This is a genomic window from Vibrio sp. Y42_MX_L11, from assembly GCF_024181785.1.
Classification (GTDB): domain Bacteria; phylum Pseudomonadota; class Gammaproteobacteria; order Enterobacterales; family Vibrionaceae; genus Vibrio; species Vibrio diabolicus.
Window position 1 is genome coordinate 38,324 of sequence record NZ_JAMZAP010000006.1, and the last position, 19,839, is coordinate 58,162.

21 protein-coding genes are annotated in these 19,839 nt (G+C 45.8%); 18 read left to right on the forward strand and 3 right to left on the reverse strand.

All coding sequences use genetic code 11. The annotated features are described in order from the left end of the window. The first annotated feature begins 95 nt into the window (after positions 1-95). From crl to pgpA, 11 genes are all read left to right on the forward strand, one after another. Entirely contained in the window at positions 96-485 is a 390-nt protein-coding gene (gene crl / locus NL643_RS08100; RefSeq protein WP_005391414.1) for a sigma factor-binding protein Crl, read from the forward strand. Positions 486-606: 121 nt separating this feature from the next. Then, on the forward strand, positions 607-1,746 hold the full coding sequence (gene proB, locus NL643_RS08105) for a glutamate 5-kinase (RefSeq protein ID WP_005391413.1): 1,140 nt from the start codon (positions 607-609) through the stop codon (positions 1,744-1,746). A 17-nt stretch (positions 1,747-1,763) separates the two neighbouring features. Next, complete coding sequence (locus NL643_RS08110; RefSeq protein WP_253644249.1) at positions 1,764-3,014, forward strand: glutamate-5-semialdehyde dehydrogenase; 1,251 nt, start codon at positions 1,764-1,766, stop codon at positions 3,012-3,014. Positions 3,015-3,220: 206 nt separating this feature from the next. Then, entirely contained in the window at positions 3,221-3,670 is a 450-nt protein-coding gene (gene nrdR, locus NL643_RS08115) for a transcriptional regulator NrdR (RefSeq protein ID WP_005381578.1), read from the forward strand. A gap of 7 nt (positions 3,671-3,677) precedes the next feature. Continuing rightward, positions 3,678-4,805, forward strand: a complete 1,128-nt coding sequence (ribD, locus tag NL643_RS08120; protein ID WP_253644250.1) for a bifunctional diaminohydroxyphosphoribosylaminopyrimidine deaminase/5-amino-6-(5-phosphoribosylamino)uracil reductase RibD — start codon at positions 3,678-3,680, stop codon at positions 4,803-4,805. Positions 4,806-4,813: 8 nt separating this feature from the next. Continuing rightward, positions 4,814-5,467, forward strand: coding sequence for a riboflavin synthase (locus tag NL643_RS08125; RefSeq protein ID WP_253644251.1), 654 nt, complete (start codon positions 4,814-4,816; stop codon positions 5,465-5,467). A gap of 174 nt (positions 5,468-5,641) precedes the next feature. Further along, entirely contained in the window at positions 5,642-6,751 is a 1,110-nt protein-coding gene (gene ribBA / locus NL643_RS08130; RefSeq protein WP_047010155.1) for a bifunctional 3,4-dihydroxy-2-butanone-4-phosphate synthase/GTP cyclohydrolase II, read from the forward strand. Between the two features lie 169 nt (positions 6,752-6,920). Then, complete coding sequence (gene ribE / locus NL643_RS08135; protein WP_005381572.1) at positions 6,921-7,391, forward strand: 6,7-dimethyl-8-ribityllumazine synthase; 471 nt, start codon at positions 6,921-6,923, stop codon at positions 7,389-7,391. Continuing rightward, complete coding sequence (gene nusB / locus NL643_RS08140; RefSeq protein WP_005381571.1) at positions 7,391-7,858, forward strand: transcription antitermination factor NusB; 468 nt, start codon at positions 7,391-7,393, stop codon at positions 7,856-7,858. Before ribE ends, nusB begins: the two co-directional genes overlap by 1 nt. Before the next feature lie 77 nt (positions 7,859-7,935). Continuing rightward, positions 7,936-8,901, forward strand: coding sequence for a thiamine-phosphate kinase (gene thiL / locus NL643_RS08145; protein ID WP_109169997.1), 966 nt, complete (start codon positions 7,936-7,938; stop codon positions 8,899-8,901). Positions 8,902-8,992: 91 nt separating this feature from the next. Then, entirely contained in the window at positions 8,993-9,499 is a 507-nt protein-coding gene (gene pgpA, locus NL643_RS08150) for a phosphatidylglycerophosphatase A (protein ID WP_046874310.1), read from the forward strand. Between the two features lie 46 nt (positions 9,500-9,545). Here pgpA and dxs read toward each other — a convergent pair whose 3' ends face one another. The 3 genes from dxs to xseB are packed head-to-tail and all read right to left on the reverse strand — an operon-like array spanning position 9,546 to position 12,580. Then, positions 9,546-11,411 carry a 1-deoxy-D-xylulose-5-phosphate synthase gene (gene dxs, locus NL643_RS08155; protein ID WP_048626092.1) on the reverse strand — a complete coding sequence of 622 codons (1,866 nt, stop codon included), beginning with the start codon at positions 11,409-11,411 and terminating at the stop codon, positions 9,546-9,548. A 20-nt stretch (positions 11,412-11,431) separates the two neighbouring features. Next, positions 11,432-12,316, reverse strand: a complete 885-nt coding sequence (gene ispA / locus NL643_RS08160) for a (2E,6E)-farnesyl diphosphate synthase (RefSeq protein WP_253644252.1) — start codon at positions 12,314-12,316, stop codon at positions 11,432-11,434. Between the two features lie 21 nt (positions 12,317-12,337). Beyond that, positions 12,338-12,580, reverse strand: coding sequence for an exodeoxyribonuclease VII small subunit (xseB, locus tag NL643_RS08165; RefSeq protein ID WP_005381566.1), 243 nt, complete (start codon positions 12,578-12,580; stop codon positions 12,338-12,340). Between the two features lie 263 nt (positions 12,581-12,843). Between xseB and pomA the strand changes: the two genes are divergently transcribed. The 7 genes from pomA (at position 12,844) to rlmM (ending at position 19,739) form a co-directional block, all read left to right on the forward strand. Next, on the forward strand, positions 12,844-13,605 hold the full coding sequence (pomA, locus tag NL643_RS08170) for a flagellar motor protein PomA (RefSeq protein WP_005381564.1): 762 nt from the start codon (positions 12,844-12,846) through the stop codon (positions 13,603-13,605). A gap of 14 nt (positions 13,606-13,619) precedes the next feature. Then, positions 13,620-14,567 carry a flagellar motor protein MotB gene (locus NL643_RS08175; protein WP_253644253.1) on the forward strand — a complete coding sequence of 316 codons (948 nt, stop codon included), beginning with the start codon at positions 13,620-13,622 and terminating at the stop codon, positions 14,565-14,567. 211 nt (positions 14,568-14,778) lie between these two features. After that, complete coding sequence (thiI, locus tag NL643_RS08180) at positions 14,779-16,227, forward strand: tRNA uracil 4-sulfurtransferase ThiI (RefSeq protein WP_031780206.1); 1,449 nt, start codon at positions 14,779-14,781, stop codon at positions 16,225-16,227. A 511-nt stretch (positions 16,228-16,738) separates the two neighbouring features. Beyond that, on the forward strand, positions 16,739-17,659 hold the full coding sequence (locus tag NL643_RS08185; RefSeq protein ID WP_005391378.1) for a transcriptional regulator GcvA: 921 nt from the start codon (positions 16,739-16,741) through the stop codon (positions 17,657-17,659). After that, positions 17,640-18,263, forward strand: coding sequence for an alpha/beta fold hydrolase (locus NL643_RS08190; RefSeq protein ID WP_253644254.1), 624 nt, complete (start codon positions 17,640-17,642; stop codon positions 18,261-18,263). The genes NL643_RS08185 and NL643_RS08190 overlap by 20 nt, the downstream gene beginning before the upstream one ends. After that, a complete protein-coding gene (locus tag NL643_RS08195; RefSeq protein ID WP_005391376.1) occupies positions 18,253-18,651 on the forward strand; it encodes a DUF423 domain-containing protein in 399 nt (132 codons plus the stop codon). Before NL643_RS08190 ends, NL643_RS08195 begins: the two co-directional genes overlap by 11 nt. Then, positions 18,648-19,739 (forward strand): 23S rRNA (cytidine(2498)-2'-O)-methyltransferase RlmM, encoded by a 1,092-nt coding sequence (gene rlmM / locus NL643_RS08200; protein ID WP_005391375.1) that lies wholly within the window; start codon positions 18,648-18,650, stop codon positions 19,737-19,739. The genes NL643_RS08195 and rlmM overlap by 4 nt, the downstream gene beginning before the upstream one ends. Positions 19,740-19,839 lie beyond the last annotated feature (100 nt).

A 19,839-nucleotide genomic window follows, 5' to 3' on the forward strand; every position in this document is an offset into this window, starting at 1 on the left:
AAAGTGATATATCTGAGCAAAAAATAAGCTCATGATAATTAAAAATAATAATCATTCTTGGGTGTTTACTTTTAACTATGAAAACGGAGATTCATATGTCAGAGACGACTCAGGGCCCGACTCACTTTCGCTTGATGTCAAAGTTGAAGGCGATAGGGCCTTACCTGCGCGAACCACAATCGCAAGAAGGGCGCTATTATTTTGATTGTCTATCTGTTTGTGTAGACGACAAAAAATCGCCTGAGAAGCGTGAATTTTGGGGCTGGTGGATGGATTTGGAATCCATCGAAGGAGGCTTTACTGCCAAATATCATATCGGCAAGTACAACAAAGAAGGGCAATGGGTATCTGAAGCCCTGCCTAAAAAAGCGGTAGAGGAAGTGTATCTGACGCAGAGCACATTCCATCAAAAGCTGGTTGATACTTTAGAAGAACACTTCAAATTAGAAGTCGAATATCACACGGAGTCTTTCGATTTCGCTTAATTTGGTTGTTTTCATTTAATACCAAACAAAAAGGTGCGAAAACGCACCTTTTCTCTTGTTAATTCCCTCTTTGATTGTTAAAACATCCTCTCTTTATTTGTTTTTCACTTCAGAAGACATCATGACAACGAATCAACAAAATGCAGTTGTTTCACAACCACAAACTGTCGTTGTGAAACTGGGTACAAGTGTGCTGACAGGCGGCACTCTGGCACTCGACCGTGCTCACATGGTTGAGTTAGCGCGCCAGTGTGCTGAGCTTAAAAAACAAGGCCATTCAGTGGTAATGGTTTCGTCTGGTGCTATTGCAGCAGGCCGTGAGCATCTTGGTTACCCCGCATTGCCCAACGAGATGGCGAGTAAACAATTACTTGCGGCGGTAGGGCAAAGTCGCTTGATTCAAACATGGGAGTCTTTGTTTGGTATTTACGGTATCAAGATCGGCCAAATGCTACTAACTCGTGCTGATTTAGAAGATCGCGAGCGATTCTTAAACGCACGTGACACCATCAATGCGCTCGTTGCGAACGATATTATTCCTATCGTAAACGAAAATGATGCCGTTGCGACCAGTGAGATTAAAGTGGGCGATAACGACAACCTTTCCGCTTTGGTGGGCATTTTGTGTGGCGCAGATAAGCTCTTGCTTTTAACTGACCAAAAAGGTCTGTTTACTGCTGACCCTCGTAAAGACCCAAATGCAGAGTTGATCAAGGAAGTAAAAACCATCGACGATACGCTGCGTAAAATCGCAGGAGGAAGTGGTACAACATTGGGTACTGGCGGTATGGCAACGAAGCTGCAAGCCGCAGACATCGCTCGCCGCGCTGGTATCGAGGTTATTATTGCTGCCGGTAGTGCACCGAATGTTATCTTTGACTCTTTGAGTGCAGAGCCACAAGGCACACGCTTCCTACCTTGCGCTGAAGCTTTAGAAAACCGTAAACGCTGGATTCTGGCGGGACCTGCGGCATCGGGCGACATCATTATTGATGACGGTGCGGTAAATGCTGTGGTCGGTAAGGGCAGTAGCCTACTTGCTAAAGGGGTAATCAAAGTAAGTGGTGACTTTGCACGAGGCGAAGTGGCGCGTGTAACAAATTCTCACGGTAAGTTGGTGGCTCGTGGCATCAGCGCCTACTCAAGTGATGACCTAACTAAAATTACTGGTAAGCACAGTAAAGATATCATCTCTATTTTGGGGCATGATTATGGCTCTGAGGTGATTCATCGCGATGATTTGGTCGTCATTCAGGAATAGAATTAGAGGGAAGCAAAGTGGATTTAACGAATATGGGTAAAGCTGCTAAAGATGCAGCTTTCGAATTAGCGACAGCGTCAACTGCGCAAAAGAACCAAGCTTTAGCGATCATTGCTGATGAGCTAGAAGCAAACTCCGTTGCTATTTTGGCGGCAAACGCTAAAGACATCGAACTTGGCCGTGAAGCGGGTTTAACCGATGCACTGCTTGATCGCCTTTTGCTGAATGAAGAACGATTGACTGCAATTGCTAATGATGTTCGCAACGTCATTAGCTTGAGCGATCCTGTAGGCAGCGAAATCGACAGTAAGGTACTGGAAAATGGGATGTCATTGTCTCGTCGCCGCGTACCACTGGGTGTTGTGGGCGTAATTTATGAAGCGCGTCCTAACGTGACTATTGATATTGCGGCACTGTGCTTGAAAACCGGCAACGCAAGCATTTTGCGTGGCGGCAAAGAGACATTTTTCTCGAATATGGAATTAGTGAAGGTTATTCAGTCTGCGCTAGCAAAGGCGAACCTTCCTGCCGCTTCGGTTCAGTACATTGAAAAGCCAGATCGTGAGCTAGTCTCTCAACTGCTTAAATTGGACGATTACGTCGACATGATCATTCCACGCGGTGGTGCTGGCCTACACAAAATGTGTAAAGAAAACAGCACGATTCCGGTGATTATTGGCGGCTTTGGTATTAGCCATATCTTTGTCGACGAATCCGCTGATCTAGAGAAATCCCTGAATGTGGTTGAAAACTCGAAAGTTCAACGCCCATCAGCATGTAACTCACTAGATACGCTGCTCGTGCATGAAAAAATTGCAGCACAGTTTCTACCAATGATCGTTGAGCGTATGGACGAAAAAGTGACGTTCGTGGCAGAGCCAAAAGCAAAAGAACTCATGGAGCAAGCGAAACAAGTACGCGATGCTGTTGAAGGTGACTTTGATACGGAATGGTTGAGCTACACCCTTGGTGTAAAAGTCGTGTCTGATGTGAAAGATGCAATTGATCATATGCGTGTTCATAACGCGAGCCACTCAGATGCGATCATGACCAATAGTTTGGAAAACTCAGAACTGTTCATCAATTCTGTCGGTTCGGCGGCGGTTTATGTGAATGCTTCAACGCGCTTTACAGACGGTGCGCAATTTGGCCTTGGCGCAGAAGTCGCAGTATCCACGCAAAAGCTACATGCCCGTGGTCCAATGGGCTTAGAAGAGCTAACTAGCTACAAGTGGGTTGGTAAAGCGAACTACTTAGCACGCAGTTAACACATTCGACGAGATCTTGAGTGAAAAAGGGGCCTTTGCGCCCCTTTTTGTTTTGTCTAACATTCCAATTCCGCTACACTACATGAGCTTTTATTTCGGTTTGAAAGCGTTATACCCAAATAGCTTTAATAGAGTCCGTATAACCATGAACGCGTGGTTATTCGTGATTGCTCATGAGGTTATTTGGGTATAAATATGGAGGTGATATGCATTGTCCTTTTTGTTCCGAGAACGATACCAAAGTTATTGATTCCCGCTTAGTGGCTGATGGCCATCAAGTTCGACGTCGCCGTCAGTGCTTGGCGTGTAGCGAGCGTTTTACTACGTTTGAAAGCGCAGAGTTAGTGATGCCTAAAGTGATCAAATCGAATGGCAACCGTGAACCATTTGATGAAGATAAAATGGTTGGCGGTATTCAGCGTGCATTAGAGAAACGCCCAGTGAGTGCCGATTCTATAGAGTTAGCGATCAGTATGATCAAATCACAACTGCGTGCGACGGGTGAGCGAGAGGTTCCGAGTGAAATGATTGGTAATTTAGTCATGGACCAGCTCAAAGAGCTCGATAAGGTAGCTTACATTCGTTTCGCTTCCGTTTACCGCAGCTTTGAAGATATTCGCGAGTTTGGCGAAGAGATTGCCCGCCTAGAAGACTGAGTAGCTCATGACTCAACACACTCCTGAAAGAGCGTTTTCTGATTTAGATTTCGCCATGATGTCACGAGCTATTAAGTTAGCGAAACGTGGCATTTATACCACCGCCCCGAATCCAAATGTAGGGTGTGTCATCGTTCGTGATGACGAAATTGTCGGTGAAGGATATCACCATCGTGCTGGTGAGCCACATGCCGAAGTGCACGCGATGCGCATGGCGGGTGAAAAAGCAGTTGGTGCAACCGCTTATGTGACGCTCGAACCTTGCTCTCATTACGGCCGTACACCGCCATGTGCTGAAGGGCTAATCAAAGCCAAAGTGGCACGTGTGGTTTGCGCAATGGTAGACCCAAACCCTAAAGTTGCGGGGCGGGGCATCCAGATGTTGCGTGATGCCGGAGTTGAAGTACAAATCGGCTTGTTAGAGCGAGATGCTCTTGCCCTTAATCCAGGGTTTATAAAGTACATGCGTACAGGCATGCCGTTTGTTCAATTAAAAATGGCTGCCAGTTTGGATGGGCAAAGCGCACTCAGCAATGGGCAGAGCCAATGGATCACCTCCCCAGCGGCCCGCCAAGATGTGCAGCATTATCGAGCGATGAGTGGTGGCATTCTCTCTACCAGCAAAACGGTGATTGATGATAATGCGTCACTCAATGTGCGTTGGGATGACTTACCTACCAGTGTTCAAGCGCAGTATTTACGAGAAGAACTTCGTCAACCAGTACGTGTAATCTTAGACCGTCAGAACCATTTAACGGATGCGCTCAAGCTGTTCCACACCGATGGAGAGCGAGTTATTGTTAGCCCAGATGGAGACTGTATCCCTCTATTGGACAGCGCTGACCAAATTGACTTATCAACAACATTAAAACGTATCTCGGATGAGCACCACATCAATCACTTATGGGTTGAAGCTGGAGCTACGCTAGCGAGTGCGATGATAAAGGCTAACCTTGTAGATGAGCTCATTGTTTACCTTGCGCCAAAACTCATGGGCAGCGATGGTCGGGGGCTTATCGGTGCTTTAGGGTTAAGCGCTATGGCTGACGTCATAGATTTAAACATTACAGACGTTCGTATGGTTGGGGTAGACATTCGCATCACCGCCACCATAAAACGTAATGAACTTAGATAAGAAATAGTATGTTTACAGGAATAGTAGAAGCAGTTGGCAAGTTAGCTGCGATTACGCCGAAGGGCGAAGACATCACCGTCACGATTGAAACGGGTACGCTTGATATGTCAGACGTTAAGTTAGGCGATAGCATTGCGACCAATGGTGTTTGCTTAACGGTAGTTGACTTCGGAAGGCACTATTACAGTGCTGATCTGTCATTAGAAACCTTGAAGAAAACTGGGTTTGCCGAGTACCAAGTGGGCGATAAGGTGAATCTAGAAAAAGCCATGTTACCAACAACGCGATTGGGTGGACATATCGTTTCTGGCCATGTCGATGGGGTTGGTGAAATTGTCGAACGCAATTCAGTTGGCCGTGCGATAGAGTTTTGGGTTGCAATGCCAGCGGGAATTAGCAAGTACGTTGCAGAGAAAGGCTCGATTACTGTTGATGGTATTAGCCTAACCGTCAACGACTTACGTAAAAATGCTTTTAAGCTGACGATCGTTCCTCATACGAGTGAAGAAACTACGATTGACCAGTTTCAAGTGGGGCGCAAAGTAAACTTAGAAGTTGATGTACTTGCGCGTTATATGGAGCGTTTACTGCAAGGGCAGCAAGAAGATAAGGCCGAGTCTCGTATCACGATGGACTTTTTACAGCAAAACGGTTTTGCATAAGTCTTGGGAGTGGCTGCGTGAGGCATGCGATAAAGAGCAGACTCACAGAACACCGCGAGATTCATTGACTTGCTTGGTGCAAAGCTCAAACTATTGACCTCACCAGCATTCACTGCAACATGATTTTTTCATTGCTGCCGCAATAACAAATTTAGAATAACGGGAAAACAGACTATGCCAATCAGTACGCCACAAGAAATTATTGATGATATTCGCGCAGGCAAAATGGTCATCCTAATGGATGATGAAGACCGCGAGAATGAAGGTGACTTGATCATGGCTGCCGAGCATATTACGCCGGAAGCCATCAACTTTATGGCAACCTATGGCCGTGGCCTGATTTGTTTAACCATGACCAAAGATCGTTGCGAAAGCCTAGGTCTGCCACCAATGGTGCAAGACAATAATGCGCAATACACAACCAACTTTACTGTTTCGATTGAGGCGGCAGAAGGGGTAACGACGGGTATTTCAGCCGCGGATCGCGCACGTACGGTTCAAGCGGCAGTCGCGCCAAACGCCAAAGCTGCGGATTTGGTGCAGCCTGGTCATATCTTCCCGCTCGCGGCCCAAGATGGCGGCGTACTGACTCGCGCTGGTCACACTGAAGCTGGATGTGATTTGGCTCGCCTTGCTGGTTTAGAGCCTGCATCGGTGATTGTTGAGATCTTAAATGACGACGGCACCATGGCTCGTCGCCCTGATCTAGAGATCTTTGCAGAGAAGCACGGTATTAAATTGGGCACTATTGCCGACCTAATTGAGTACCGCAATAACACTGAGACAACGATTGAACGTGTGGCAGAGTGCAAGTTACCGACAGAGTTTGGCGAGTTCACGTTATTCACCTACAAGGACACCATTGATAACCAAGTGCACTACGCAATGTGCAAGGGCGATTTGAAAGAAAAAGCGCCACTGGTTCGCGTACATCTTCAAGACGTTTTTACCGACTTACTACGTAGCGATCGTAATGCAGAGCGCAGCTGGACACTAGATAAGGCAATGAAACGCATTGGTGAAGAAGGCGGTGTGCTGGTTGTTCTTGGCCATGAAGAATCGACCGATCTACTTATCCATCGCGTGAAGATGTTTGAAGCGCAAGACAAAGGTGAAGCACCAACGCTTGCTAAAAAACAAGGCACGTCTCGCCGTGTTGGTGTGGGGTCACAGATTCTTGCGGATCTCGGTGTACATGATATGCGCCTTCTGTCATCGACCAACAAAAAGTACCACGCATTAGGTGGTTTTGGTCTGAACGTGGTTGAGTACGTCTGCGAGTAACAACCGAACAATAAGTTCCTAGTCTTTTACGCACTCAACTCGTCAATGGCTAGGAACCGGTGATTTGCCTCCAATTTCCATTAGATATTGCTCACAAATTTGTGCTAGAATCCGGCGATTCTCACTTGATGAACATATTTCACTTATAAATAGAGTTAAAGGAAAGCTTATGAAAGTGATCGAGGGTGGCTTCCCAGCGCCAAATGCAAAAATTGCTATCGTTATTTCTCGTTTCAACAGTTTTATTAACGAAAGCCTACTTTCTGGTGCGATCGATACACTAAAGCGTCACGGACAAGTAAGCGAAGACAACATCACGGTTGTGCGTTGTCCAGGTGCCGTAGAACTACCTCTAGTAGCTCAGCGTGTTGCTAAAACTGGCAAATTCGACGCTATTGTTTCTCTAGGGTCTGTTATTCGCGGTGGAACGCCTCACTTTGACTATGTTTGTAGTGAAATGAACAAAGGTCTAGCACAAGTGTCTATGGAATTCAGCATTCCAGTAGCATTTGGTGTTTTGACTGTTGATACGATCGATCAAGCGATTGAACGCGCAGGAACCAAGGCTGGTAATAAAGGTGCAGAGGCTGCACTAAGCGCACTTGAAATGATTAATGTACTATCTGAAATTGATTCCTAATGGGGGCCAGTGTGAAACCAGCCGCACGTCGTAACGCACGTCAATTCGCTCTACAGGCGATCTACTCATGGCAAATTACTAAAGAGAATGTTGCCAAGATTGAAGAACAGTTTTTGTCTGGCGACAAATACGATGAAGAAGAACTTCATGCATCTGAGCCAGCGCTTGCTGCTCCAGAAACAGACGTAGCTTACTTCCGTGAACTACTAAGCGGTGTTGTACTTAGCCACGCTGAGCTAGATAGCAAAATTCGTCCATACATCTCTCGTCCTATGCAGGATTTAGATATGATGGAACTTGCTCTTCTTCGCCTTGCTATGTACGAGATGACTCGTCGCGAAGATGTTCCTTACAAAGTTGTTATCAATGAAGCGATTGAACTTGCAAAAGTCTTCGCAGCAGAAGATAGCCACAAGTTTGTGAACGGTGTACTTGATAAAGCAGCACCTCACATTCGTAAGAAATAACGATTTCTTCAATGAAAAGGTCAGCACATGCTGACCTTTTTTGTATCAAAAGCTTTTACATCAAAAAGTAAGTGATTATGTCTGGTGAATTTAATCTGATAGACAAGTACTTCGTCGGTCGTCAGAGCCAACGTAAAGATGTCCATCTAGCCGCTGGTGATGATTGCGCTTTGGTCAAAGCGCCAGCTAATGTTCAGATTGCGATTAGCACGGATACATTGGTAGCTGGAACGCATTTCTTAGCCGACGCGAACCCAGCATGGGTCGCACACAAAGCATTGGCTTCTAACATCAGTGATTTGGCTGCGATGGGCGCAACGCCTGCGTGGGTGAGCTTTGCATTAACGATGCCCGAGCCAGATGAAGAATGGCTGGCTCCTTTCTGTGATGCATTTTTCGAACTGGCTGATTACTATGGTATCCAGTTAATAGGCGGTGACACCACCAAAGGGCCATTGTGTCTGACACTAACGGTGCAAGGTTTTGTACCTGAAGACAAAGCGCTCACGCGATCCGGCGCAAAGCCTGGGGATTGGGTATACGTAACGGGAAACCTTGGCGATGCAAAAGCTGGTTTGGATGTGATTCTAGATGACTCTCTGCGCAGCAGAGTCGGCGCGGAAGCACTAGAGCGAGCTCATTACCTTAGTTCTCCGCGTGTGCTTGCTGGACAAGCTCTTGTTGGCTTAGCCTCGTCGGCGATAGATATTTCAGATGGTTTAATCTCTGATATTAAGCACATTTTACAGCGATCTCAGGTTGGGGTGAGTATTGATGTCTCTCAGCTACCGATCTCTTCAGAATTAGTCCAGTTTTTAGATGATAAGATCAGCGCGCAGCAGTATGCTTTAGCAAGTGGCGAAGAATACGAGTTGTGTTTTACCGTGCCGGAGCAAAATCGAGGCTCGTTACAAAGCGCTTTATCTCATACTGGCTGTAAGGTCACATGTATTGGTCAAATCCGACCAAATGGAACCTTCGAGCTGCATGATAACAATCAACCACTTGATTGGGACTTAAGTGGCTTCGACCACTTTAAATGATCTGAGCTAAGCTCTAGCCAAGAGCCTGTTACTATTGAGCAACTCACAGGCATGACGATTGAAACCAAACTAGCAGTATAGGTTTAAGGATATGACCAACCCTCTTTCTCTGATTTCATTAAAGAACCCGTGGCATCTATTGGCGACGGGTTTTGGCAGTGGATTATCCCCGTTTATTCCAGGAACAATGGGGACACTGGCGGCCGTGCCCTTCTTTTTGTTGTTGGCGCAATTGCCATTTACGGCGTATGTCATTGTTGTTCTGATTTCGTGTGTGATCGGCATTCAAATCTGCCAAGTGACGTCTGCAGACATGAAAGTACATGATCATGGTTCAATCGTATGGGATGAATTTGCGGGTTTTTGGATTACGATGGGTATCGTCCCTGCGTTAAATATTCCGTTGACCGAGTGGAAGTGGTTGCTCACTGGCTTCATCCTGTTCCGTTTTTTCGACATGGTAAAACCGTGGCCAATTGGGTGGCTAGATAAGCGAGTTCACGGTGGGCTGGGTATTATGGTTGATGATATCGTGGCGGGAATTATGGCTGGTGTTGCCCTGTTTCTAGTCGCAAAATACGCAGGCTGGATGAATTAAACGTTGGACATAAAAAAGGGATGCCATGAGCATCCCTTTTTAAATTCTATTTTGCTAAATAATCCAAGATGGATTGTTCAATCCCTTTTGCATCGAGACCAAGCTCTTCATGCAGTTCATCTTGTGTTCCCTGATGAATAAACTCATCGGGTAAACCTAGGTTCAACACAGGTTTAATGATTTTATCTTTCATCATGAACTCAACGACACCAGCACCTGCACCACCTGCGATAACATTTTCTTCTAACGTCACGAGCACATCATGATCTGCGGCTAATTGACGAATTAATGCTTCATCGAGCGGCTTCACAAAGCGCATATCAGCAACAGTGGCGTTAAGGTATTCTGCCGCTTCTAGCGCGTTACCCAAGAAAGTACCAAAGTTCAGAATAGCAACTTTTTCACCTTGGCGAACCATGCGTCCTTTACCGATTTCTAAAGCCGTAAACTCAGTTTCGATTTCTACGCCCATCCCGCTACCGCGAGGGTATCGAACCGCACTAGGGCCAGTATGTTTATGGCCAGTGTAAAGCATTTGTCGACATTCGTTTTCGTCACTTGGCGCCATGATCACCATGTTCGGAATACAGCGCATAAAGCTTAGATCGAATGCGCCTTGGTGAGTTTGGCCGTCTGCACCAACGAGACCTGCACGGTCGATAGCGAACATTACTGGTAAATCCATGATCGCGATATCGTGGATCAGTTGGTCATAACCACGTTGCAAGAAAGTCGAATAGATAGCTACGATTGGATGATCGCCCGCAATTGCCATGCCTGTTGCAAGTGTCACAGCGTGTTGCTCAGCAATCGCCACGTCAAAGTATTGGTCTGGATATTCTTTTGAGAAACGTACCATACCCGAGCCTTCGCGCATTGCTGGCGTAATTGCCATTAGCTTAGGATCTTGGGCCGCCATGTCACATAAAAAGTCACCAAAGATCTTTGAGTAAGTTGGCTTACCGCCACTGCTTTTCGGTAGACAGTTATGCGTTGGATCGAATTTAGGAACACCATGGTAGCCGATAGGATCTTTCTCGGCAGGCTCATAACCTTTGCCTTTCTTGGTCATGATGTGTAGGAACTGAGGACCTTTGAGCTCACGCATGTTTTTTAGCGTTTTGACGAGTTCATTGACGTCGTGCCCATCAATCGGGCCAATGTAATTAAAGCCGAACTCTTCGAACAGAGTACCAGGCACTACCATGCCTTTGAGGTGTTCTTCCGTACGGCGAACCAACTCTTTAATAGGTGGAACACCAGACAACACTTTTTTACCGCCTTCACGGATAGAAGTGTACAAGCTGCCAGAAAGTACTTTCGCAAGGTGGTTATTCAGGGCGCCGACGTTTTCTGAAATCGACATTTCGTTGTCGTTCAGAATAACCAACATATCAGGATGAACGTCGCCAGCGTGGTTCATGGCTTCGAATGCCATGCCTGCTGTAATTGCGCCATCACCAATCACACTGACGATTTTACGACCTTTACCTTCTTTTTGTGCGCTGATGGCCATGCCAAGACCTGCACTAATAGATGTCGAAGAGTGACCGACAGATAAGGTGTCATATTCACTTTCTTCACGCCAGGGGAAAGGGTGTAGACCATCCTTTTGGCGAATTGTTGGCATTTTATCGCGACGTCCGGTGAGGATTTTATGCGGGTAAGCCTGATGACCAACATCCCAGATCAATTTGTCGATAGGGGTGTTGTAAACATAATGCAGAGCGACAGTTAGCTCTACGGTGCCTAAGCCAGACGCTAAGTGTCCGCTAGATTGGCTCACTGAATTTAGCAGATACGTTCGCAGTTCATCACACAGATTTGGTAATGTTTCTTTCGGAAGGAGACGTAATTCTTCCGGTGTATTTGCTAACGCCAGTGTTGGGTACTTTGAAATATCAAGAGTCATATAAATGCGCGCTTATAGTGTTAATTTTTGCGCTCGATGACATATCGGGCGAACTCTTCGAGTAACTGAGTATTGTATGGGATAGCTTCCAATGCTTGAAGTGCTTCCTGTAACAGAGTGTGAGCTTTCTCAATGGCTCCCTCTAAACCCAGCAGGGAAGGATAAGTGCTCTTATTCAGACCTTGGTCAGAACCTTGAGGCTTACCCAGTGTTTCTGTGTCACTGATGATATCAAGAATATCGTCTTGAACCTGAAACGCCAAACCAATTGCTTTTGAGTAGCGCTCCAAGTGAGGTAGAACCTCGATACCTTTCTCACCAGCAGCTAATGCACCTAATTTTACCGCACAATCAATCAGAGCTCCGGTTTTTTTACGGTGTATCTCTTCCATTTCTTCAAGAGAAACTTGGCGATTTTCTGCGCCTAAATCTAAGGCTTGCCCAACACACATGCCGTTGGCGCCAGAAGAATGCGCCAACGCTTTGATCATGTTGATGCGTTGAGTTTCTGCCGCCGGGGTTAATTGACCATCTGCAATAATGGTGAAGGCGAGAGTTTGTAGTGCATCACCTGTCAGTATTGCGGTTGCTTCATCAAACTTAATATGACAAGTTGGTTGACCTCGACGCAGTTCATCATCGTCCATGGCTGGCAGATCATCATGAATGAGTGAATAGGCATGTATACATTCGATAGCAGCGGCAGGAGTGTCTAAGTCTTCAGGTTTACAGCCGAGCATTTGACCTGTGATGTAAACAAGAAAAGGGCGAACGCGTTTTCCACCTAGCAAAAGGCCGTATTTCATTGCCTGAATCAATGGCTGCTCTTGATATGGAAGCTGATCGAGCCACAAGTTCAATTGCTGATTGTTTCTTTGTTGAAAAGACGTCAATGTCTGTTGCATCACATTGCTCACTACTGATGGTTATTCTGAATCTGGTTTGAAGTCACTCAGTGGTGCTTCATCATCTTCGCTGAGAAGAATACTTACGCGCTGTTCGGCGTCGCTAAGTTTAGTTTGGCCGGCACGAGCTAAGGCAATGCCTCGTTCAAACTTACGTAGAGCATCATCTAGGGCAAGATCGCCATTTTCTAATTGATCAACCAAGCTATCAAGCTCTTCAATGGTTGCTTCGAAGGTCATGTTTTCTGGTTTCTTGACCGCCATCTTTTTTCTGCCTTAATCAAGCCTTGGAGAAGATGCACGAAAGTTACCTTAGCCTAGTAACTTGGTCAAATTTAACCTTATATAATTGTCACAAAATTAGCGTTAAACGAGCCTAAGCGCTGAAACCCCATATTTTGGTTAAGGTTGTTAAGTCTAATTTGTGATCCATTAGCTAAGATTTTTCTAAAAATTCTGCGCGAGTTGTCGATACAGGTAATAATCCGCCCAATGGCAGTATTTGAGTATAGCGTGAGGAGTGCTTTGTGGATTTAGCAACCCTATTAGGTTTGATTGGTGGTTTTGCATTCGTCATTATGGCGATGGTGCTTGGTGGCAGCATCGGCATGTTTGTCGATGTCACGTCGATCCTTATTGTCGTTGGTGGCTCAATATTTGTAGTACTGATGAAGTTCACAATGGGACAGTTCTTTGGTGCAACAAAGATCGCAGGCAAAGCCTTCATGTTTAAAGCGGATGAACCGGAAGACTTGATCGCAAAAATTGTGGAAATGGCCGATGCGGCACGTAAAGGTGGTTTTCTTGCTCTTGAAGAGATGGAAATAAACAACACATTCATGCAGAAAGGCATTGATCTACTGGTTGATGGCCATGATGCCGACGTTGTGAGAGCGGCACTCAAAAAAGACATCGCGCTTACGGATGAACGACATACTCAAGGCACTGGCGTATTTCGCGCCTTTGGTGACGTTGCCCCTGCAATGGGGATGATTGGTACCTTGGTTGGCTTAGTCGCGATGCTCTCAAATATGGATGATCCAAAAGCGATTGGACCAGCAATGGCGGTTGCACTCTTAACCACATTGTATGGCGCGATCCTGTCCAACATGGTGTTTTTCCCTATTGCGGATAAGCTTTCTCTGCGCCGTGATCAAGAAACGCTAAACCGCCGTTTGATCATGGATGGCGTATTAGCGATTCAAGATGGTCAAAACCCGCGAGTGATTGATAGCTACTTGAAGAACTACCTCAACGAAGGTAAACGTGCCCTTGAGATTGACGAGTAACTTGGAGAGTAGTGATGGATGATGAAGATAACAAATGCGATTGTCCGCCACCTGGTCTCCCGTTATGGATGGGGACATTCGCGGACTTAATGTCGCTACTGATGTGTTTCTTTGTTCTTCTGCTCTCGTTTTCTGAGATGGACGTGCTGAAGTTCAAACAGATTGCGGGATCAATGAAATTTGCCTTCGGTGTACAAAATCAACTTGAAGTGAAAGACATTCCCAAAGGTACTAGCATCATTGCTCAAGAGTTTCGACCGGGCCGACCGGAACCAACGCCGATTGATGTCATCATGCAGCAAACCATGGACATCACTCAGCAGACGCTCGAATTTCATGAAGGGGAGTCTGACCGAGCTGGTGGCACAAAGCGTGATGAAGGAAAGTTAACCGGTGGTCAATCGCCAGAAACGTCAACGCAAAACAATCAATCTGCAGAAGCGGACATGCAACAGCAGCAATCTGAAGAGATGTCGCAAGAGATGGAAACCTTGATGGAAAGCATCAAGAAAGCCTTAGAGCGAGAGATTGAACAAGGTGCGATTGAAGTTGAAAATCTTGGCCAACAGATTGTTATACGTATGCGTGAAAAAGGTGCATTCCCTGAAGGTTCGGCCTTTTTGCAGCCTAAATTCCGTCCTTTAGTTCGACAAATTGCAGAGTTAGTAAAAGACATGCCAGGCATTGTGCGAGTATCTGGTCATACGGACAACCGACCGTTGGACTCAGAGCTTTATCGTTCTAACTGGGATCTCTCTTCTCAGCGCGCCGTATCGGTTGCACAAGAGATGGAGAAGGTGAGAGGCTTCTCTCATCAACGTTTGAGAGTGCGAGGCATGGCAGATACTGAACCATTGTTGCCGAATGATTCTGATGAAAATCGCGCGCTTAACCGACGGGTTGAAATCAGCATCATGCAAGGCGAACCACTATACAGTGAAGAAGTGCCTGTAATTCAATAACTAGACTTTAGTTTTAAGTCAGTAGAGAGATAAGAAAGCGAGCAGATTGCTCGCTTTTTTTGTTTTTCCAATCCGCTTGGGTGTATAATCTTGCGCCTTAAAAGTGAGCTCAGACTACTTTTTGTGACTGAAACGCGGTTTTACTGCGTATGAAGTATTGAAGTTGAGTGTCACTCTTTGTTGATTGCGAAACTAACCTGCGAATTAGACTATGAAATTTATTGTAAAGCCCCATCCAGAAATTTTTGTAAAAAGTGAATCTGTGCGTAAGCGCTTCACAAAGATTTTAGAGTGCAACATTCGTAACATCATTAAGAGCCGCACGGAATCTGTCGCGGTATTCAACCGTCGTGATCACATTGAAGTGACCTCTGAGAGTAACGAATTCCACGCTGAAGTTCTTGAGGTTTTGACTCATACACCAGGCATTCACCACGTACTGGAAGTGAAGCAGACCGAATTTAAAGACTTGCACGATATCTTCGAACAAGTACTGGAGCTAAATCGCTCTGCACTCGAAAATAAAACCTTTGTTGTACGTGCGAAGCGTCGCGGTAAGCACGACTTTACCTCTATCGAACTAGAGCGTTATGTCGGCGGTGGTTTAAACCAAGCGATTGAGAGCGCAAGAGTTAAGCTGCAAAACCCAGACGTGACGATCAAGGTGGAAGTCTCGAACGATAAGCTAAACCAAGTGCTGGCTCGTCATAAAGGTCTAGGCGGCTTCCCACTGGGTACGCAAGAAGACGTGTTGAGCTTGATCTCTGGTGGTTTTGACTCTGGTGTTTCTAGCTATCTACACATCAAACGTGGCTCAAAAGTACACTACTGTTTCTTTAACCTAGGTGGTCCAGCGCACGAAATCGGCGTTAAGCAGGTTTCTCACTACCTATGGAACAAATACGGCTCTTCAGCAAAAGTACGTTTCATCTCAGTTGATTTCGAACCTGTGGTTGCGGAAATCCTAGAGAAAGTCGATGACGGCCAAATGGGGGTTATCTTGAAGCGTATGTTCATGCGTGCAGCAGGCATGATCGCTCAGAAGATGAAGATCGAAGCATTGGTAACAGGCGAAGCGCTCGGTCAAGTATCGAGCCAAACGCTAACTAACCTCCGCCATATCGATAACGTAACGGACACGTTGATTCTGCGCCCACTTATCAACTGGGATAAAGAAGACATCATTAACCTAGCACGCGAAATCGGCACGGAAGACTTTGCGAAGACTATGCCAGAGTATTGTGGTGTTATTTCTAAGAAGCCGACAGTAAAAGCGATTAAAGCGAAGCTAGAAGCGGAAGAAGAGAAGTTTGACTTTAGCATTCTTGAGCAAGTAGTTCGTGATGCACGCATGATGGACATTCGTGATATCGCGAAAGAGTCTGAGCAAGCAGCACCAGAAGTCGAGCAGGTTGAAGCGGTAGAAGAGCACGCGGTTGTGCTAGATATTCGTAGTCCTGAAGAGGAAGACGATAACCCGCTCGAAATCGAAGGTGTGGATGTGAAACATATCCCATTCTACAAGTTGGGTACACAGTTTGGTGATTTAGACCAATCTAAGACATATCTATTGTACTGTGACCGTGGGGTGATGAGCCGTCTGCAAGCACTTTACTTGCAAGAGCAAGGCTTCAATAACGTAAAAGTTTACCGCCCATAGTTGACTGATAAAAAGACGTTAAAAGGCGCAAATTGAGACATCAATTTGCGCCTTTTTTGTTTTTGATCGCGTTACAGCTAATCATTACTTAGCATAATGTTGAGGCTTATCGCAAAGCCATATACTTTGTGTTGATATAACGATAATTAATCCGAAAGAAGAGTAATAAAGTGATGTTGCTGCCAGATATGCGGATGAGATTTTCGATAGATAAAAAAACACCGCCTAATTTAGGCGGTGTAACAAATTTGACAGACAGGTCAAAAATAAATACAGGAAGTATATGTTTTGTCACAGGGAGTGTGGACAAAACATTATGGTAGAAATCTACCTAACTCGAAATACGAGTTTGCAAACACAACATCGCAACAACGAAGCCAATTGATTTCCAAAGAAATCAAGCCGTTCAGGCTCGTGTTGCGGGGTGAAATATAGAATTTATCTGGCTGTTCGACAACGGACATTTTATAATGTTTCAGATTAAAAAAACTAATCCTATTTGAGGTCCCATATGTCTCGCAGATTGCCTCCATTAAATTCGCTTCGAGTCTTCGAAGCGGCTGCTCGCCATCTCAGTTTTACGCGAGCGGCAGAAGAGTTGTTTGTTACTCAAGCCGCGGTCAGTCACCAAATTAAAGCACTCGAAGAGTTCTTATCGTTGAAGCTCTTTCGTCGCCGTAATCGTTCGCTATTGTTGACAGAAGAAGGACAAAGTTACTTTCTCGACATCAAAGATATTTTCACCTCGATTGCCGAGGCGACAGATAAGGTATTGGAACGTAGTGAAAAAGGGGCATTGACGATCAGTCTACCGCCGAGTTTTGCTATCCAATGGTTGGTGCCTCGTTTGGCCGATTTTAATGCTCAAGAGCCAGATATCGATGTACGTATTAAAGCTGTGGATATGGATGAAGGTTCACTGACTGATGATGTAGATGTGGCTATCTATTATGGCCGTGGGAATTGGCCGGGTTTGCGAGCGGATAAATTGTACCAAGAGTTTCTGATCCCACTTTGTTCACCTTCGTTACTTTTAGGCAACAAACCATTAGAATCTCTAAGTGACCTCAAATTACACACTTTGTTACATGATACTTCGCGTAAAGACTGGAAGCAGTTTGCGCGTCATTACAACATCGAAGGTATCAATGTAAACCACGGTCCTATTTTCAGTCACTCGACGATGGTGCTACAGGCTGCTGCGCATGGTCAGGGGGTTGCGCTTGGTAACAACGTACTCGCCAAGCCAGAAATGGAAGCTGGACGACTCATCGCGCCATTCGACGAGGTGTTAATCTCCAAGAATGCATTCTACGTGGTGTGTCATGAACAGCAGGCAGATATGGGCCGAATCGCAACGTTTAGAGACTGGATGTTAGCGACCGCGAGAAAAGAGCAAGAGGAAGTACTAGATGAGCCAATGGATAGTTGAGGGACCTGAGAGCGGTCCTCTATTTATCTTTGCCCATGGCGCTGGAGCGGGGATGGAACATGATTTCATGACCGCCGTTGCCAAAGGATTAGTTGAGCAAGGAATTCGCGTGGTGCGATTTAACTTCCCGTATATGATTAAGCGAGCGGAAGATGGGAAAAAGCGCCCACCAGATCGTGCGCCAAAACTGCTGAAAGCTTATGAAGAAGTGATTGCTCACTTTACCTCTCAACCTATTGTCATTGGTGGTAAGTCAATGGGTGGCCGCATGTCGAGTTTACTGGCTGAAAATGAGCTGGTGGCGGGCATTGCCTGTTTAGGGTTTCCATTTCACCCACCGGGAAAGCCAGAAAAGTTCAAAGGCGATCACTTAGCGAATATCGAGAAACCTACGCTGATTCTACAAGGGGAGCGAGACACCTTTGGTAAGCGTGAGGAATTCGATGACTTTGTCCTTTCATCGCAAGTTAAGGTGAGTTTTTTACCCGATGGTGACCACAGCTTTAAACCGCGCAAGAGCTCAGGCCATACCGAGGCGGGTAACATCGATCTCGCGGTAGAGCAGTTAGCGGCGTTTATCAAAGAGGTGTACCGTGAAAAGTAAGTGGTTACTCTCATTTTCTGGTTTGTCTGGGCTGGTTTCTGTCGCTCTAGGAGCCTTTGCTGCACATGGGCTAAAAGCTCAGTTGGCTCCGTATTTACTTGGCGTATTTGAGACCGGAGTGTTGTACCAGTTTATTCACACGCTGGCGATTGTGTTTTGTGCGGTTTTATTGCTATTGAATTTGGGACAAAAAGCACAAAAATATTTTTTCATTGCAGCGATTTGCTTTATCATCGGCATCTTTTGTTTTAGCGGCAGTCTTTACGCACTGGCGCTGACAGGCATTAAGTGGTTTGGGCCGATTACTCCAATGGGAGGATTGCTGTTCATGATTGGTTGGTGTCTGTTCTTTTTTGCTGCGTTCAATATCAAAGAGGTCTCCAAGTGAAACAACTAATGCTCTATTGCCGTTCTGGCTTTGAGAAAGAGTGTGCTGGTGAAATTCAGGACAAAGCGACACAGTTGGAAGTGTATGGCTTCCCTCGTGTGAAGAGAAACTCAGGTTATGTTGTCTTCGAGTGTTACCAAGATGGAGATGCGGACAAACTTGCGAGAGGTTTGGACTTTAAGTCGTTAATCTTCGCTCGCCAAATGTTTGCGGTAGCGGCTGAGTTTCAATCGCTGCCAAGTGATGACCGCATTAGCCCAATTTTGAATGAGCTAGCAGACATTGAAGCGTTTCCTCGCTGTGGAGATTTGAGAATTGAAACTCCGGATACGAATGAAGCGAAAGAACTACTGAAATTCTGCCGTAAATTTACTGTCCCAATGCGTCAAGCGTTGCGCGGTAAAGGTCTAATGTTGAACAAAGACAACGCGAAGAAGCCAGTATTGCACATTTGTTTTGTGGAGCCTGGCCATTGTTATGTCGGTTATTCTTACACTGACAATAACTCTCAGTTCTTCATGGGTATTCCTCGCCTTAAGTTCCCAGCAGACGCCCCAAGTCGTTCAACGCTTAAACTGGAAGAAGCATTTCACGTCTTTATTCCACGTGAAGAGTGGGATGAGCGTTTGGCTCCAGGAATGTGGGGGGTCGATTTAGGCGCATGCCCAGGCGGTTGGACGTACCAACTGGTGAAGCGCTCGATGTTCGTTCACTGTGTCGATAACGGCATGATGGCAGACAGCTTGATGGAAACCGGCCAGATCAAGCATCATATGGTGGATGGTTTTAAATTCGAACCAGACCGTAAGAACGTAACATGGATTGTTTGTGACATGGTAGAAAAGCCAGCTCGTGTTGCTCACCTTATGGGCCAGTGGCTGTTAAAAGGTTGGGCGAAAGAGGCAATCTTTAACCTTAAGCTGCCAATGAAAGGCCGCTATGACGAGGTGCTGCAAGACCTTGAAAACCTGAAGCAGTTCCTGATTGATAATAAGGTAAAGTTCAGACTACAAGCTAAGCATTTGTATCATGATCGTGAAGAAATCACGATTCATATCCAGTGTCTATCGAACATTTCGCCGTACTAATTCTATCTCCTATTCATTTGGGGATAGTCCCGAGAATAGAAAAAAGCGCCTTCAAATGGCGCTTTTTTATTGTCTGAGAGCTTTATGGTTTGAAACCATC